A 16,139-nucleotide genomic window follows, 5' to 3' on the forward strand; every position below is an offset into this window, starting at 1 on the left:
GCCTGGCTGGCGTGCTGCCGGCAGCGGTGACTGCCGCGTCGCCGCGGGGCTCGCGTGCAGGGGTGCGAGCAGGCACAATCGCGCGCTGACCTCGCCGCCTGCCATGACCGACACCGCCCTTGCCGCCTTCAATGCCCCCCACCTGGCCCGTTTCACCACGCTGCTGCGTGAGGCGCTGACAGCCGACCGGCTGCAGCGGCTGGTGCTGGTGGGTTACCAGGGCGGCGTGGCCGAAGCCGATGCCGCGGGGCAGCCTCTGCAGCGCGTCATCGTGCGTGCCGTGGCGCTGCGCGACGAGCCGCATCTGAGCCTGGTCTGGCGCTATCCGACCAAGGACATCACCAAGAACCTGCCCGCTGACGAGGGCGTCGAGGCCATCCTGAGCTGGTTGCAGGCGGGGGCCTTCCGCAACGCGCACCTGCACACGCCCTCGGAGGAGGTGCAACTCGCCTTCAGCAAGAAAGGCAAAGCCAGTGTGCGCATCGGCAAGACAACGCCCGGTGAGGCCGGCGGGGCCAGCGACGCCGAAGCGCATTCGGCATCGCCCGTGCCCGAGGTGCCGGGCGCCGGGGCCTTGGCCGCCCACAACCGCGACAAGCACCGCCACCTCGACCTGGCGCGCCCCTTTCTGCGCGAGTTAGGGGTGACCGATGCCCAGGGCCACCTGATTCCGGCCATGTCGCGCAAGTGGAAGCAGATCAACAAGTTCGTCGAGGTGTTCGCCGCCGCGCTGGGCCGCTCGCGCCTGGCCGACCAGCCCGCCGTGCATGTCGCCGACTTCGGCTCGGGCAAGGGCTACCTCACGTTTGCCGTGCATGACTGGCTGACGAACACGCTGGGTCGACAGGCGCGCGTGACCGGCGTGGAGCTCCGGCCGGACCTGGTCCAGTTCTGCCAGGGTGTCATCCGCCGGCTAGGTCTGCAGGGCATGGCCTACGAGCAGGGTGACGTGCGCGACTACCACCCGAGCGACCTCGATGTCGTCATCGCCCTGCACGCCTGCGACATCGCCACCGACTACGCCATCCACCTGGGCATCCGCGCCGGGGCAGAGGTGATCCTGTGCTCGCCGTGCTGCCACAAACAGATCCGTCCGCAGCTGCTGAGCCCGCACCCGCTGCGGCCCATCCTGCAGCACGGCATCCACCTGGGGCAGGAGGCCGAGATGCTGACCGATGGCTTGCGCGCGCTGTTGCTGGAGGCCGCTGGCTATGACACGCAGGTGTTCGAGTTCATCTCGCTGGAGCACACCAACAAGAACAAGATGATTCTGGCGGTCAAGCGCCTGCGGCCGAAGCCCAACGACGAGGTGCTGGCACAGATCCGCGAGATCAAGGCCTTCTACGGCATCCGCGAACAGGCACTGGAAAGCCTGTTGCGCGCCGACGGTCTCCTGGCCGCCTGAGCGGTTTCCGGCCGAGGCCAGGGGCCGATGTCGGGCTGAGCCCGATGTGTCGGCGCTGCAACTCTTGTACAGTGCATCCCTGGGCGAAACGGACAGCGACCAGAATCTGCCGCCGCCCTCAGACCACCACACAGGGACGAGCACGGATGAGACAGGCAGGCCGGTCAGGGACGGCTCCGCGGCACAGGTGCGCGCGATGATTGCGACGACACCCCGCGCGTGGCCCATCACCGCCCCCGTTCCGGATGACCTCCGGGGGGTGTGGGTGCGCACGCTCCTGCAGACCGACACGCTGGCCGAGCATGCCGGTGCGCCCCCGAGCGACACGACCAGCTGGGTGCGCTGGCTGCAGACCAGCCGCTGGCACGTCGACCTGCGCGTGCCCGAGCGGGCGCTGCAGGCCCGCCATGTCGCTCCGCTGGCGCAGCAAACGCCGGCTCAGCTCGCGCTGCTGGCCGAGCAGCAGGGTTTCACGGGCGTCACCACCGTGGAGACCCACCCCACGGGCGAGGTCTGCACCTGGTTGCGCCACACCGATTTCCAGCCACCCAGCCTGCATCCGGATGCGGGCTGGTTGCTGTTCGAGCGCCCCGATCGCCTGGTCGAAGTCGGCATCCATGCCGACTACAACGAGGTGTGGGAACGCCTGCCCGGCTCGAGCGGATGCTACGTCGCCCTGGGCGGGTTGGACATTGACGGGCGCGACGATGGCCGCCGGTTGCTGCTCGCGGGGCATTACCTGGCGCGGGTGCGGCCGCGACAGCGGGGCTGGCCCCGCGGGATGCCGCCCGGCCTGAGCCTGACCGAGGCCCTGCTGACCCAGCCAGAACGCGCACACGATTGGCTGGATTGCGAGATCAGTTTCGGCACCCTGCACGAGGGCGTCTGGCAGGTCGAGCGCTCGACGCTGCCCGAGCTGGACGGCCAGGCCTTGCCATGTCAGCTGCACCGCCTGGATGCCCGGATGGCCGGCGTGACCTTGCCCGTGCGGCCCGGTGCCCCCACCGAGCCCGAGGCGTGGCAGATCCTGGAGTGGGACGACCCCGAGGCCACGCTCGGCTGAGGTCCGGAGCGCTGCGCACCGGGCGGCCATGCCCGACAATCGCAGCATGCCCACGCTGCGCCCTCTGTCCTCCCCTGCCGATGCCCCGGTACCCGCCCCTCAGCCGGCCCCGGGTGCTGTCCCGGTCCGTGGCACGCCGGCGGATCCGCAGAAGCACCCGGTGTACGTCGGACCCAGTGCCATCGACGGACAGGGGGCGTTCGCCACGGCAGCCATCCCGGCGCGCGCCAAGATCGGCGAGATCCGCGGCGAGTTCGTCGACATGGCCGAGGCCCGCGCTCGCGCGCGAGAGGCGGAGCGCCGCACCGGCCGCATCTTCATGGTGGCGGTCTCCGAGCGCCGCGCCGTGGATGCAACCCGGTCGACCGACCCGCTGCGCTTTGCCAACCACGCCTGTGAGCCCAACATGGTGCTCAAGGTGCAGCAAGGGCGCGTGGCCTTCTACGCCCTGCGGGACATCGCCGCGGGGGAAGAGCTCACGGCGCGGTATGGGGCCACGCACCATGGCGGCCGGCTGGTGTGCCGGTGCGGCTCCCCGCGCTGCGTGGGGCGGCTCTGACGGCGCGTGCGCCATGAAAAACCCCCCGGCACCTTGCGATGCCAGGGGGTCGAGACGGTGTCAGCGAGACGGTGGATCAGCCCAGGGCGACCAGCTCTTCGTTGATCTTGGCCAGGGCCTCTTCGGTGATCAGGCCACCGGAGAACTTCGCGACCATCGACAGCGCGAAACCCTTGCCCATGCCGATCTGCGGGTGGGTGGAGATGCCCGGCAGGTGCTTTTCCAGGATGGCCTTGGTGGCTTCGTTGTCCAGCAGGTCGCCGAGTTTGGTTTCGATCGAGAAGCTCATGCTTGTGTCTCTCAGTGATGGGTTTGACAGGGGGCGCACGGCGCAGCGTGTCCACGCCACAGGCCGGTGTGCAACCAGTAGCATACCGCGTTCAAACGATTGTTTGTCGCCTGTCCGCTCATCCGGGCGGCCTGCACCGATCCGGTCGCCCAAGCTAGCACAAAACAGGGGCAGTGCGCCCTCGGAAGATGCACGAGCATTGTCCGCGGTCAGACACTTATCCCCACATTCGGGCGAGCGGGGGACCACCTTTCGGCCTTGCGGTCAAGACCCGCAAAATGCACGAAAACTCGTGGCAAGTGATTGATATTGAAAGGCTTTTCCGGAAATCCCTGACCTGGGTGGAGTGGGTGGAAACCCTGGGACAAGGCCCGGGCGTGAGAACCGTCCCGTTTTTTCCCACAAAGTTATCCACAGGTTTGGGCGGCGCTTCGAGGGTCGAAGAATCAAGGACTTGCATGGCACTCTGTCGGCATTGCATCCGCTCTGGCATGCAACTGGGGTCAGGGATGTCCGGAATGCGATGGGCCGTCCGATTTTCCGTGGCATGCGTCACGGTCTGACGGCAGCGCCCGTCATCGTGTGGGCAACTAGGGAAAACCCTTGTTTCGGTTTTGCGGGCTCTCAGTTATCCCCACTGCGCCACGAGCGACGCTGCAGGCGCCGCGCTGTGGCGCAGCCCGGGTATGATCCCAGGGCGCGTGCGCTAAGTGTTTGATTCTTATAGAGGTGCTCCCGATGCTGCGCGATGAGGCAATCTGGAGAAGCGCCCGGCGTGACAAGCAGTTAGCGTGCGTTTACAACGCTTCCCCACAAAGTTATCCACAGGCGTCGGGGATAAGGGCGCGGTCCTTCTGGATCAAGCACTTGCCGATTCTTTTTCATGCCCTTGTCAGAAAAACAGAGACACGTCGGGGACGTCTTGCTGGCCGCCGATGGGGCGGCCCCGGGTGCGCGCGTGGCTGTGGTGGTCGAGACGCCGCAGCACAGCGGCCTGACCAGCCCGCTGGACTACCTCGCACCGCAGGCCTTGCCGCCCGGCACGCTGGTGCGCGTGCCGCTGGGCCGCCGGGTGGTGCTCGGGGTGGTGTGGGATGAGATCGCCGTGCCGGATGGCAGCGTGTCCGCCTTGCGAGACGACCAGCTCAAGCCCATCACCGAGGTGCTCGACGGTCTGCCCCCCTTGCCTGCGGCATGGCGACAGGTGGTGTCGTTTGCAGCCGGCTACTACCAGCGCGCGCTGGGCGAAATGGCCCTGATGGTGCTGCCTCCTGAACTGCGCCAGCTGGATGCCACCCAGTGGGCCCGTCGCGAGAAGCGCCTGCACAAGGCCGTGGCGGCCCACGACCCGAACGCCGCCGGGGCCGCGCGCCCCGACCTGACACCCCAGCAGGACGCGGCGCTGGCCGCCCTGAGCGAGGCCGGGCAGCTCAAGCCCTTCCTGCTGTGGGGCAGCACCGGCAGCGGCAAGACCGAGGTCTACCTGCGCCAGGCCGAGCGGGCGCTCGATGCCGGGCAGCAGGTGCTGATGATGGTCCCCGAGATCAACCTCACGCCGCAGCTGGAAGCCCGCGTGGCGGCCCGGTTCGCCGACCGGCGCATCGTGTCGCTGCACAGCGGCCTGACGCCGGCGCAGCGCCTGCGCAACTGGTTGATGGCGCACTACGGCCACGCGGATCTGGTGCTGGGCACCCGGCTCGCTGTGTTCACACCGCTGCCCCGCCTGGGCCTGATCGTGGTCGATGAGGAGCACGACCCCAGCTACAAGCAGCAGGACGGCGCCCGCTATTCGGCCCGGGATCTGGCGGTGTACCGCGGGCACCTGCAGAAGGTGCCGGTGATCCTGGGCTCGGCCACGCCCAGCCTGGAGAGCTGGTTCAACGCGCTGCCTGCCGATGAGGGGGGCACCGGTCGCTACCGGCGCCTGGCCATGCCGGCGCGGGTGGGCGACGGCAACATGCCCGTGGTGCGGGTGCTGGACCTGTCTCGCGCACCCAAGCCGCCTCGCGGCGAAAGCGCGCCGCCGCTGGCGGCCGAGTTGCTGGCCGCCATCACCGAGCGCGTCGAACGCGGCGAGCAGAGCCTCGTGCTGCTGAACCGCCGGGGCTACGCGCCGGTGCTGCATTGCTGCGACTGCGGCTGGAAGAGCGGCTGCCCGCACTGCAGCGCCTGGCGGGTGTTCCACAAGGTCGACCGCACGCTGCGCTGCCACCATTGCGGCTTCACCGAGCGGGTGCCGCGGGCCTGCCCGGATTGCGGCAACCAGGACATCGCGCCCGTGGGCCGTGGCACCGAACGGCTGGAAGAGCAGCTGGCCGAGGCCCTGCCCGGTGCCCGCCTGGGCCGCATCGACGCCGACGTGACCAGGCACAAGGGCGCGCTGGAGGCGCAGCTGGCCAGCGTGCACGCGGGCGAGGTCGACGTGCTGGTGGGCACGCAGATGGTGGCCAAGGGGCACGATTTCCGGCGCATCACGCTGGTGGCGGCGGTCAATCCCGATTCGGCGCTGTTCGCGAGCGATTTCCGCGCGGCCGAGCGCCAGTTCGCGCTGCTGCTGCAGGCCGCCGGGCGGGCCGGGCGGGACGCCGATGTGGCGGGGCGCAGCGAGATGTGGGTGCAGACCTGGCACCCCCTGCACCCGCTCTATCAGGCGCTGCGGCGCTACGACTACGCCGACTTTGCGCGCCAGCAGCTCAAGGAGCGCGAGATGGCGGGCCTGCCGCCCTACGCCAGCCTCGCCATGCTGCGGGCCGAAGCCCGCACGCAGGAGGCGGCACAGGCCTTTCTGCTGGAGGCCGCGCGCGCCGTGCAGACCGACGCGGACGAGGCCGTGCGCCTGTATCCGCCGGTGCCCACCCCGGTGCAGCGGGTGGCCAACGTCGAGCGCGCGCAGATGATGATCGAATCACCCCAGCGGCTGGCGCTGCAGCGCTTTCTGGTCGCGGCGCAGCCGGTGTGGCTGGCCCAGGCGCAGCAACACCGCCGCAGCGGTCTGATCCGCTGGGCGGTGGACGTGGACCCGCTGTCGATCTGAGCGAAGGCCTCAGCTGATCAGGCAGTCAAGGCCCTCGGCCAGTTCTGCCAGCGGCGGCATCTCGGTCAGCATCAGGTCGGCCTTCAGGCCCATGCGCTCCAGCACCGCGGTCGGCACCGTGGCGGCCAGTTCTTCGGGGCTCAGCTCGTTGTGCTCCGAGCGGGCACGCCAGGCCGACACGTGCACCAGCGCGGCCACCGGGTCGAACGGGGCATGCGCCAGCGGCTCCGGGAAGTGCTGGATCGCATCGGCGAACGCCGTCGGGAAGCGCCACAGCCGCGCCAACTCGGCGCCCACGTCGGCGTAGGTGTAGCCGAACGAGGTGCGCTCCATGTCCATGCGGCGCGGGTCCATCGGCGAGGCGATCTTGTCCAGCTGCAGCATCTGTTCCGGCATGCCGGCATGCATCACCAGCTCACCGATGCTGTGCATCAGGCACACCGTGAAGGCCTGGTCGCTGTTGACATTCGCCTTGCGCGCCAGCCAGCCACCGACGGCGGCCGTGTGCAGGCTGTAGCGCCAGAATCGCTTGAGGTCCATGCCGGGCATCGACTTGTAGCCCCCCGTCAGGCCCGAACTGATCACCAGCGTGCGCACCGTGACGAAGCCCAGCATGGCCAGCGCCTCGTTGACCGTGCCGATGCTGCGCGACACGTGGTAGTAGGCCGAGTTGGCCAGGCGCAGCAGCCGTGCCGACAGCACCGGGTCGGCGGCCAGCTTGCGCGCGATCTCGTCGATCGAGATGTCGTCGCTGTTGAAGCTGTCGATCAACTCGTGAACGATCTTGGGGACGGCCGGCAGGGCCTGGGGCTGTTTGAAAAGGGCTTCGAGCTGCATGTGTGCGAGCCTCCATCTCGAAAGACACATAGGGCACCGCCGACCGACTTCCCGGCAGGGGCGCCCGGTCTGTGGCAGATTGACCAGATATCGACCACCAGCGGCCGGGTCTTGAGCTTCGCGCGTCACAGTTTTTCGGAAGACGCAAGAAAGCCCCTTGCGGTGGTCCAGTTCTCGAGGAACGCGTCATGACCTTGTCGAGCCTTCTGAAGCCCGTCCTCCCCGTCTGGATCGGGGCGCTGACCGCCACGTTCATGGCGCTGGGCGCCACCGGCGGCGTGCGCGCCGAAGCCCTGCCCCAGCGCAATCTGCTGATCGAGTGGCGGGTGGCCGGCCAGGTGGCGGACAACCGGGCCGGTGCCGGGGTGAGCATCACGACCACCAGCCCGGGGCCGCAGGGTGGCTACACCGTGTCCACCACCCGGCGCTCGGAGACGACGGTGACCATCGGGGGCGGCAGCGTGCAGACCCGCACGCGGGAGCAAGGGCAGCAGCAGATGCTGGTGCTCAATGGCGGGCAGGCGCGCCTGTTCGTCGGCGAAAGCCGGCCCTACACCGTGTGGCAGTGGGACTGGGGCAGCGGCGGCGCCGGTGTTCCTGGACCTGGGCCAAGGGCTCAGCGTGCAGCCCAGCTGGCCGGGCGGCCGTGCGCCGGTGCGCGTGGCCTTCCAGGCGAGTTCGGCCCGCGCAGGGCAGGCCTACGAGCCGGATGGCGTCAGCCGGCGCACCGAGGTGGCCTCGACCCTGCTCGTGCCCCTGGGCGAATGGACGGTGGTGGCGCGAAGCGGCCAGCGCACCGAAGCCCAGCAGGCTGGTACGCTGTCGACCCGCTCCGTCGATCGCGACGACAGCGGCGTGCTGGAAATCCGCATCAGCCTGCCCTGACCGCGGCCGACGACCGTCCATCCTGTGCCACCGCACAGGATGCCCCTTGCCCACCTCCTGCGTTTCGATGTCGCCCTCCGACCGCTTCAGCCCCCTGACCCGTGCCCTGCTGGACAACATCCGCCGCGCCGGCCTGCCGCCCCTCCACACCCTCCCTCTGGCGGCCGCGCGGCAGGCCTATGCCGCGGGCGTGGGCGCCATGAGCGAGCCCGGCCCGGCGTTGGGTCGGGTCGAGCGGCTCGGCATCCCCGGCCCTGCGGGCCAGATCCCGGCGATGCTGTGGGCCCCGCGCACCGAAGCGGGGCTGCCCGTGCTGCTGTACCTGCACGGCGGGGGCTTCGTGATCGGCGGCCTCGACACCTGCGAGGCCATGTGCCGCCGCGTGGCGCAGCTGGCCGACGTGGCCGTGGTCGCCATCGACTACCGGCTGGCGCCCGAGCACCGCTTCCCGGCCGCCCTGGAAGACAGCATGGCTGCGCTGCGCTGGCTGGCAGACCACGGTCACACGCTGGGTCTGGACACGCGCCGCATGGCCGTGGCGGGCGACAGCGCCGGCGGGTGCCTGGCGGCATCGACCGCCCTCATGGCGCGCGATGCCGGCATCCCGCTGCGGCTGCAGGCGCTCTTCTACCCCACGGTGCAGGCGCGCCAGGCCACCGAGTCGTTCAAGACCTGGTCGCGTGACACCCCGCTGTCGGCCGAGCTGATGGCCTGGTTCCAGGCCCAGTCGGCCGCGCCCCTGCCGCCCGATCAGGCCTGGTTCCGCGAGCCCCTGTTCGCGCCGGATCACACGGGCGTGGCGCCGGCCTGGATCGGGCTGGCCGAATGCGACCCCTTGACCGACGAGGGCCAGCTGTACGCCGACCGGCTGCGTTCGGCGGGCGTACCCGTTCAGGTGCGTGTGTGGCCCGGGGTGCTGCACGATTTCATCAACATGGGGCGTTTCATCCCCGAAGCCGGCCAAGCCCACGCCGAACTGGCCGCCGCGGTGCGCCAGGCCTTCGCGATTTGAGGGGCCGGGGGCTCGGTTCTGCGGGTTTTCCTGTGGGCCGGGCGGCCTCGTGGTGGCATGGGCCTTGCGAACGCCCCTGGCACCATGAGCACCCCTCCTCACCCCCTCTCGGGGCCCGCCGCTGCCGGGGCCGACGCCTCCCGGGCCGCCGCCGTCTGGCGCGACCGGCTGGGCCTGCTGCTGGAATCGACCGGCGAGGGCGTCTATGGCATCGACATGGATGGCCTGTGCACCTTCATCAACCGCGCAGGCGCCCGCATGCTGGGCTACGAGCCGCACGAGGTGCTGGGCCGCAACATGCACGACCTGGCGCACCACACCCATGCCGACGGTCGCGGCTACCCGGTCGATGACTGCCCGATCTACAACGCCTTCCGGGCCGGCGTGCCGTGCCGCATCGACACCGAGGTGCTGTGGCGGCGTGACGGCCGCGCATTCCCGGCCGAGTACTCGTCCTATCCCATCCTGGATGGCGGGCAGGTGCTGGGCGCGGTGGTCACCTTTGTCGACATCACCGAGCGCAAGCAGCAGCAGGACCTGATCCGCCAGGCGCGTGACGAACTGGAGCACCGCGTGGCCGAGCGCACCCAGGCCCTGAGCCAGGCCCTGGGCCAGCTGCGGGACCTGCAGGCCCACATCGAGCACGTGCGCGAGCAGGAGCGCATCCGCATCGCCCGCGAGATCCACGACGAACTCGGCAGCCTGCTGGTGGGGCTGAAGATGGACGTGAGTTGGATGGAAAAGCGCGTGCTGGACCAGCCCACCCTGCGCTGCAAGTGCCAGGACATGCGCGGGCTCATCGACCGCGCCGTGGACAACGTCGGCCGCATCATCACCGACCTGCGCCCCTCCATCCTGGATCACCAGGGCCTGTGGGCGACGCTGGAGTGGCAGCTGCAGGACTTCATCGACAACAGCGAGCTCACGTGCGACTGGGCCATCGACATCGCCCCCGGCCTGAGAGACCCGGGCGGCCCGCTGGCCACGGCCGTGTTCCGCATCTTCCAGGAGCTGCTCAGCAACGTGGCACGGCATGCGCGCGCCACGCGGGTGGAGGTGCGCATCAGCGCCACCGCCAGCGACCTGACGCTGCGGGTGAAGGACAACGGCCGCGGCGCCCCGCCCAGCGCCTTCGAGCGGCCCGATGCCTGGGGCGTGATGGGCATGCGCGAGCGCGCGGGCCACTTCGGAGGCTGGCTGCACATCGACAGCCAGCCAGGCCAGGGCACGCAGGTGATCCTCAGCATGCCGCTGTACCAGGCCGGCGCCCACAGCCGCCTGCCTCAGGAGCGCGCCGCATGATCCGCGTGCTGCTGGTCGACGACCACCTCGTGGTGCGCCGCGGGCTGCGCCAGCTGCTCGCCGATGTGGCCGACATCGACGTGGTGGGCGAAGCGATGGATGCCGGCGATGCGGTGCAGCAGGTGCGCGCGCGGCTGGCCGAGGGCGGGGGCGGCCTGGACGTGGTGCTCCTGGACATCGCGCTGCCCGGCCGCGACGGGCTGGACGTGCTGCGCCAGCTCAAGGCCGAACACCCCAGGCTTGCCGTGCTGATGCTCAGCACCTACCCCGACAAGCAGTTTGCCGTGCGCTGCCTGCGTGCCGGCGCGGCCGGCTATCTGAACAAGACAGCCGACCCCGACGAACTGACCGCGGCCCTGCGCAAGGCGGCGGCGGGCGGTGTGTACCTGACGGCGGCGGCGGCCGAAGCCATGGCGGTGTCGCTGCACGAACTGCGCGAGCGCCCCGGCCACGAGGCCCTGTCACAGCGCGAGCACCAGGTCTTTCGGCTGCTGGCCGAGGGGCAGTCGGTCAGCCAGATCGCACAGGTCCTGAGCCTGTCGCCCAACACCGTCTCGACCTACCGGGCGCGCATCCTGGAAAAGACCGGCACGCGCAACGACGTCGAGCTGGCGCTGTATGCCGTGCGCCAGCGCCTCGTCGCGGTCTGAACCCAGGCGCCGTGGCATTGTTCACGGGAGCTGCCCAGGATAACGAGATGGGTTAATTACATTTCGATACGCGTTATGGGAGTATCTCGGCGCCGAATGACCGGAAAACCTCAGCCGGTTCTGACCTCCCCCTTCGAGAGCCTCCCATGCGTCACAACCTGCCTGTCACCCAGCGCGAACACGACTACCCGGCCGACGCCACCCTGCTGTCCACGACCGATGCCGACAGCCGGGTGACGTACGCCAATGCCGCCTTCCTGGCCGTCAGCGGGTTCGAGCGCGAGGAACTGCTGGGTCAGCCTCACAACGTCGTGCGCCACCCGGACATGCCGGTGGAGGCCTTCGCCGACATGTGGGCCACGCTGAAGAAAGGGCGTTCCTGGACGGCGCTGGTCAAGAACCGCCGCAAGGACGGCGACCACTACTGGGTGCGGGCCAACGTGACGCCGATGATGCGCAATGGCCGGGTGGTGGGCTACATGTCGGTCCGCACCAAGCCCGGGCGCGATGAGGTGGCGGCCACCGAGGCGCTGTACCGGCGCTTCCGCGAGCAGAAGCAGGGGGCGCTGGGCTTTCATCAGGGGCTGGTGGTGCGCACGGGCCTGTGGCGCTGGGCTTCCTGCCTGCAGACGCTGCGCGTGCGCGCCCGCTTGCTGGCGCCGGTGCTCGTGTCGGGGGTGCTGGCGCTGACGGCGGCCGCCTTGCTGGGACTGCAGGGGCCGGCGCTGGCCGCCATGGCCGGGGTGCTGCTGGCGCTGGGCGGCGCCTCCGCATGGTGGCTGGAGCGCCAGATTGCGGCGCCGCTTGGCCTGCTGGAGCGGCAGGCGCTCAGCGTGGCGGCGGGCCAGCCGGGACAGAACGTCAACCTCGACCGCGTCGACGAGATTGGCACCATCCTGCGTTCCGTCAACCAGGCGGGTTTGAACCTGCGCTCGCTGGTCGACGACGTGGCGGAGCAGGTGCAGGGGGTCGGGGGCACCAGCGGGCAGATCAGCGAGGGCAACGATGCCCTCAGCGCCCGTACCGAGCAGACCTCCGTCAACCTCGAGGAAACCGCCGCCTCGATGGAGCAGATCACCGCCAATGTGCGCGCCAATGCCGACACCGCCCGTCAGGCCGCCGAGCTGGCCGGGCTGGCGAGCGTGGCTGCGGGCCAGGGTGGCAAGGTGGTCGGCGAGGTGGTGAACACCATGAGCACCATCTCGTCGTCCAGCCGACAGATTGCCGACATCATCGGCGTCATCGACGGCATTGCCTTCCAGACCAACATCCTCGCGCTGAATGCCGCCGTCGAAGCGGCCCGCGCGGGCGACCAGGGCCGCGGCTTTGCCGTCGTGGCCAGCGAGGTGCGCAGCCTGGCCAAGCGCAGTGCCGATGCCGCCCGCGAGATCAAGAGCCTCATCCACGACAGCGTGCAGAAGGTGCAGGACGGCGCCACCCTGGTGGACACGGCCGGTCGCACCATGGAGTCCATCGTGGCCCAGGTGCGCGAGGTGACTGCGCTCATCCACGACATCAGCGAAGCCACCTCCGAGCAGTCGGCCGGCGTGGCCCAGGTCTGCGAAGCGGTCTCGCAGCTCGAGCAGATGACCCAGCAGAACGCCGCACTGGTGGAGCGGGCTGCCGACAGTGCCGCTGATCTGCAGGACCGCGCTGGGCGGCTGGGCGACGCCATCGGCGTGTTCGCCCGAGCCGGGTGCACGGCCGTGGCCCGCCGCTGATACCCCCTCGGCGGGCGTGCGAAGAAGCGGCGGCCGGGAGGCGCTCCTCCTCGGACCCCCGACGCGGCACTGAGGCTATGCTCGGAACGTGGAGGCCAGCCCTCCGAAACCCGTTCGCATGCCGAGGAGACCCCGCTCTTGTCCGAATCCCACACCCTGCCGTTTCTGCGCGAAGCGCTGGTGTTTCTCACCCTGTCCGGCATCCTGATCCCGCTGCTGCAACGCCTGCGGATCAACCAGATCGTGGGCTTCCTGGCGGTCGGGGTGCTGCTTGGGGCCCATGGCCTCGCGCTGTGGATCGACACCTTTCCCTGGCTGGCCCACATCACTTTCCATGAGACGGAGGGGGTGGAACAGCTGGCCGAACTGGGGGTGATCTTCCTGATGTTCATGATCGGCCTGGAGCTGTCGGCCGAACGCCTGTGGGCGCTGCGCAAATGGGTGTTCGGTGCCGGCACCGCGCAGGTGCTGCTGAGTGCGGCCTGCATCGGGCTGCTCGCGTGGGCCTTCGGCAACCGCTGGCCGAACGCGCTCGTGCTGGGCCTGGTGCTGGCGCTGTCGTCCACCGCGGTGGTGGTGCAGCTGCTCACGCAGCGACAGGCACTCGGCACCCCGCTGGGTCAGGCCACGTTCTCGGTGCTGATGCTGCAGGACCTGGCCGTCGTGCCGGTGCTCATCCTCATCGACCTGCTGGGCCCGCGCGGCGCGGGCGACGACGTGGGCACGGCCGTGGGACTGACGGTGCTGAAGTCGGTGCTGGTGGTCGGCCTGATTGGGGTGTTCGGCCGCCGGCTGATCCAGCCCTTGTTCCGCGCATTCGCCCAGCAGCGCCAGCCCGAGGTCTTCATGGCGCTCACGCTGCTGATCAGCATGAGCATGGCGGGTCTCACCGCTGCGGCGGGCCTGTCGATGGCCCTGGGCGCCTTCCTGGCCGGCCTGCTGCTGGCCGAAACCGAGTTCCGACACGAGGTCGAAGTGACCATCGAGCCCTTCAAGGGTCTGCTGATGGGCCTGTTCTTCATGTCGGTCGGCATGGGCATCGATGTGCGCGCCATCCTGCGTGATCCCGTGTGGCTGCCGCTGTCGGTGGTCGGTCTGATCTTTTTGAAGGCGGCCATCGTCACCGGGCTGTTCCGTCTGGGCGGACTGTCGTGGGGCCGCTCGATCGAAGGCGGCTTTCTGCTGGGCCAGGGCGGCGAGTTCGCCTTCATCGTCGTGGGCGTGGCCGCCACGTCCGGCCTGATGGACCGCCAGACCGTGCAGTTCATCCTGCTGGTGGTGGGCCTGAGCCTGTTCGTGACCCCGATGCTGGCGCGCTGGGGCGCCATGGCCGGTGAGGCGCTGGACGCCCGTCTGCGTGGCCCGCGCGACACCACCGTTGTCGACGAGGCCCAGGTGTCGCACGGCCATGTCGTCATCGCGGGCTTCGGCCGGGTGGGCCGCCTGGCCGGGGATGTGCTGAGCCGCCAGGGGGTGCCCTGGATTGCGGTCGAGCACGACGCGGCCCGCGTGGCGCAATGGCGCGGCGAGGGGCGGCCGGTGTACTACGGCAACGCGGCCCGCCCCGAAATGCTGCAGAAGCTGCATGTCGACCGGGCCGCCGTCGTCATGGTCACGATGGACCAGCCAGCCGCCGCACTGCATGCGGTGCAGGCCTTGCGCAGTGCCTGCCCGCACGTGCCGGTGGTGGCCCGCAGCCGCGATGAAGACCACGCGCGCGAGCTGCTCGAGGCGGGCGCCACCGTCGTCGTGCCCGAGGCCGTGGAAGCCGGTCTGCAGCTGACGGCATCGGCGTTGCAGGCGCTGGGTGTACCCGAAGCGGCCGTGACCCACACGATTGACCTGGAGCGCGGCGCCCGCAAGGCCATGTAGGGCCAGCCCTACAGGGAAATCACGGGCGCCGTGATGGCGCCCGACCGGCCCGCTTTCTACAGTGGCACATCGCTGACCGCAAGGAGCCCCGATGTCCCGCTACTTCGATCCGTTCGACGCCGACCGTCCGCTGCGCCTGCACTGCGCCTGCGGCGGCGCCCACAGTCCCGCAGAACACGAGGCCGCGATGGCCGCCCAGGCCGGTCGCGATGCCGCCGTGCAGACGCTGCAGGCGCGCAGCGAAAGCGAGGACTTCGAGCAGCACTCGCGCGAGTTCATCGAAGCCAGCCTGATGAAGGCCCTGTTCCCGCAGGATGCCGTGCGCCGCCGTTTCCTGCGCGCCGTCGGCAAGGGCACGGCCATGGCCGCGCTCTCGAGCGTGCTGCCCACCGCCAGCCTGCAGGCCATGGCCCAGGAGGCCGCGCCGCTCGAGAAGAAGGAACTCAAGATCGGCTTCATCCCCATCACCTGCGCCACGCCGCTGATCATGGCCCACCCGCTGGGCTTCTACAAGAAGCAGGGGCTGGACGTGCAGGTGGTCAAGACGGCCGGCTGGGCGCTGATCCGCGATAAGATGCTCAACAAGGAGTACGACGCCACGCACTTCCTGTCGCCGATGCCGCTGTCCATCACCATGGGCCTGGGCTCTACCGCCAAGCCCATGCACGTGGCCACCATCCAGAACACCAACGGCCAGGCCATCACGCTGCACGTCAAGCACAAGGACAAGCGCGACCCCAAGGACTGGAAGGGCTTCAAGTTTGCCGTGCCCTTCGAGTACTCCATGCACAACTTCCTGCTGCGTTACTACGTGGCCGAGCACGGGCTCGATCCGGACAAGGACATCCAGATCCGCGTGGTGCCGCCGCCCGAGATGGTGGCCAACCTGCGCGCCGGCAACATCGACGGCTACCTGGGCCCCGATCCGTTCAACCAGCGTGCCGTGTACGACGAGGTCGGCTTCATCCACCTGCTGACGAAAGAGCTGTGGGATGGCCACCCGTGCTGCGCTTTCGGCACCCGTGCCGAGTTCATCCAGCAGAACCCCAACACCTTCGCCGCGCTGTACCGCGCGGTGCTCACGGCCGCCGCCATGGCCCGCCAGGCCAAGAACCGCGAGCTGATCGCCAAGGTGATTGCGCCCAAGGAATACCTCAACCAGCCCGAGGCCGTGCTGACCCAGGTGCTCACGGGCAGGTTCGCCGACGGCCTGGGCAACGTCCGCAACGTGCCCGACCGGGCCGACTTCAACCCCATCCCGTGGCAGTCGATGGCCGTGTGGATGCTCACCCAGATGAAGCGCTGGGGCTACGTCAAGGGCGACGTGAACTACAAGCAGCTGGCCGAGCAGGTCTTCCTGTTGACCGACGCCAAGAAGCAGATGAAGGCCTTGGGCGAAACGGCGCCCGACGGCGCCTACCCCGGCTTCAAGGTCATGGGCAAGGCGTTCGATCCGGCCAAGCCCGACGCCTACATCAACAGCTTCGCCATCAAGCGCACCTGAGGGCCC

At 69.5% G+C, this 16,139-nt stretch carries 13 protein-coding genes; 11 read left to right on the forward strand and 2 right to left on the reverse strand.

Annotated features, from left to right (window positions below; translation table 11 throughout):
* Nucleotides 1–103: 103 nt before the first annotated feature.
* The 3 genes from QZ709_RS06555 (at nt 104) to QZ709_RS06565 (ending at nt 3,027) form a co-directional block, all read left to right on the forward strand.
* Nucleotides 104–1,405: an SAM-dependent methyltransferase gene (locus tag QZ709_RS06555; RefSeq protein WP_294636454.1), complete on the forward strand. Its 1,302-nt coding sequence runs from the start codon at nt 104–106 to the stop codon at nt 1,403–1,405.
* A gap of 196 nt (nt 1,406–1,601) precedes the next feature.
* Nucleotides 1,602–2,468 (forward strand): hypothetical protein, encoded by an 867-nt coding sequence (locus tag QZ709_RS06560; protein ID WP_294636455.1) that lies wholly within the window; start codon nt 1,602–1,604, stop codon nt 2,466–2,468.
* Between the two features lie 28 nt (nt 2,469–2,496).
* Nucleotides 2,497–3,027 carry an SET domain-containing protein-lysine N-methyltransferase gene (locus QZ709_RS06565; protein WP_294636456.1) on the forward strand — a complete coding sequence of 177 codons (531 nt, stop codon included), beginning with the start codon at nt 2,497–2,499 and terminating at the stop codon, nt 3,025–3,027.
* Nucleotides 3,028–3,103: 76 nt separating this feature from the next.
* Here the strand turns inward: QZ709_RS06565 and QZ709_RS06570 are convergent, their stop codons facing one another.
* Nucleotides 3,104–3,316 (reverse strand): hypothetical protein, encoded by a 213-nt coding sequence (locus QZ709_RS06570; protein ID WP_294636457.1) that lies wholly within the window; start codon nt 3,314–3,316, stop codon nt 3,104–3,106.
* An 883-nt stretch (nt 3,317–4,199) separates the two neighbouring features.
* On the opposite strand from QZ709_RS06570, the gene QZ709_RS06575 reads away from it, so the two are divergent.
* Entirely contained in the window at nt 4,200–6,350 is a 2,151-nt protein-coding gene (locus QZ709_RS06575; protein ID WP_294636459.1) for a primosomal protein N', read from the forward strand.
* Nucleotides 6,351–6,359: 9 nt separating this feature from the next.
* Here QZ709_RS06575 and QZ709_RS06580 read toward each other — a convergent pair whose 3' ends face one another.
* Nucleotides 6,360–7,187: an HDOD domain-containing protein gene (locus tag QZ709_RS06580; protein WP_294636460.1), complete on the reverse strand. Its 828-nt coding sequence runs from the start codon at nt 7,185–7,187 to the stop codon at nt 6,360–6,362.
* Nucleotides 7,188–7,778: 591 nt separating this feature from the next.
* On the opposite strand from QZ709_RS06580, the gene QZ709_RS06585 reads away from it, so the two are divergent.
* The 7 genes from QZ709_RS06585 (at nt 7,779) to QZ709_RS06615 (ending at nt 16,133) form a co-directional block, all read left to right on the forward strand.
* Complete coding sequence (locus QZ709_RS06585) at nt 7,779–8,072, forward strand: hypothetical protein (protein ID WP_294636461.1); 294 nt, start codon at nt 7,779–7,781, stop codon at nt 8,070–8,072.
* A 46-nt stretch (nt 8,073–8,118) separates the two neighbouring features.
* Nucleotides 8,119–9,084 (forward strand): alpha/beta hydrolase, encoded by a 966-nt coding sequence (locus QZ709_RS06590; protein ID WP_294636462.1) that lies wholly within the window; start codon nt 8,119–8,121, stop codon nt 9,082–9,084.
* An 84-nt stretch (nt 9,085–9,168) separates the two neighbouring features.
* On the forward strand, nt 9,169–10,386 hold the full coding sequence (locus QZ709_RS06595; protein ID WP_294636463.1) for a PAS domain-containing sensor histidine kinase: 1,218 nt from the start codon (nt 9,169–9,171) through the stop codon (nt 10,384–10,386).
* Nucleotides 10,383–11,036 (forward strand): response regulator transcription factor, encoded by a 654-nt coding sequence (locus QZ709_RS06600; RefSeq protein ID WP_294636464.1) that lies wholly within the window; start codon nt 10,383–10,385, stop codon nt 11,034–11,036. Before QZ709_RS06595 ends, QZ709_RS06600 begins: the two co-directional genes overlap by 4 nt.
* Nucleotides 11,037–11,182: 146 nt before the next feature.
* Nucleotides 11,183–12,757, forward strand: a complete 1,575-nt coding sequence (locus QZ709_RS06605) for a PAS domain-containing methyl-accepting chemotaxis protein (RefSeq protein WP_294636465.1) — start codon at nt 11,183–11,185, stop codon at nt 12,755–12,757.
* 138 nt (nt 12,758–12,895) lie between these two features.
* Nucleotides 12,896–14,629, forward strand: coding sequence for a cation:proton antiporter (locus QZ709_RS06610; protein WP_294636467.1), 1,734 nt, complete (start codon nt 12,896–12,898; stop codon nt 14,627–14,629).
* A 91-nt stretch (nt 14,630–14,720) separates the two neighbouring features.
* A complete protein-coding gene (locus QZ709_RS06615; RefSeq protein ID WP_294636468.1) occupies nt 14,721–16,133 on the forward strand; it encodes a CmpA/NrtA family ABC transporter substrate-binding protein in 1,413 nt (470 codons plus the stop codon).
* Nucleotides 16,134–16,139: the final 6 nt, after the last annotated feature.

Origin of the sequence: uncultured Aquabacterium sp., from assembly GCF_913773725.1 — a bacterium.
Classification (GTDB): Bacteria; Pseudomonadota; Gammaproteobacteria; order Burkholderiales; family Burkholderiaceae_C; genus Aquabacterium.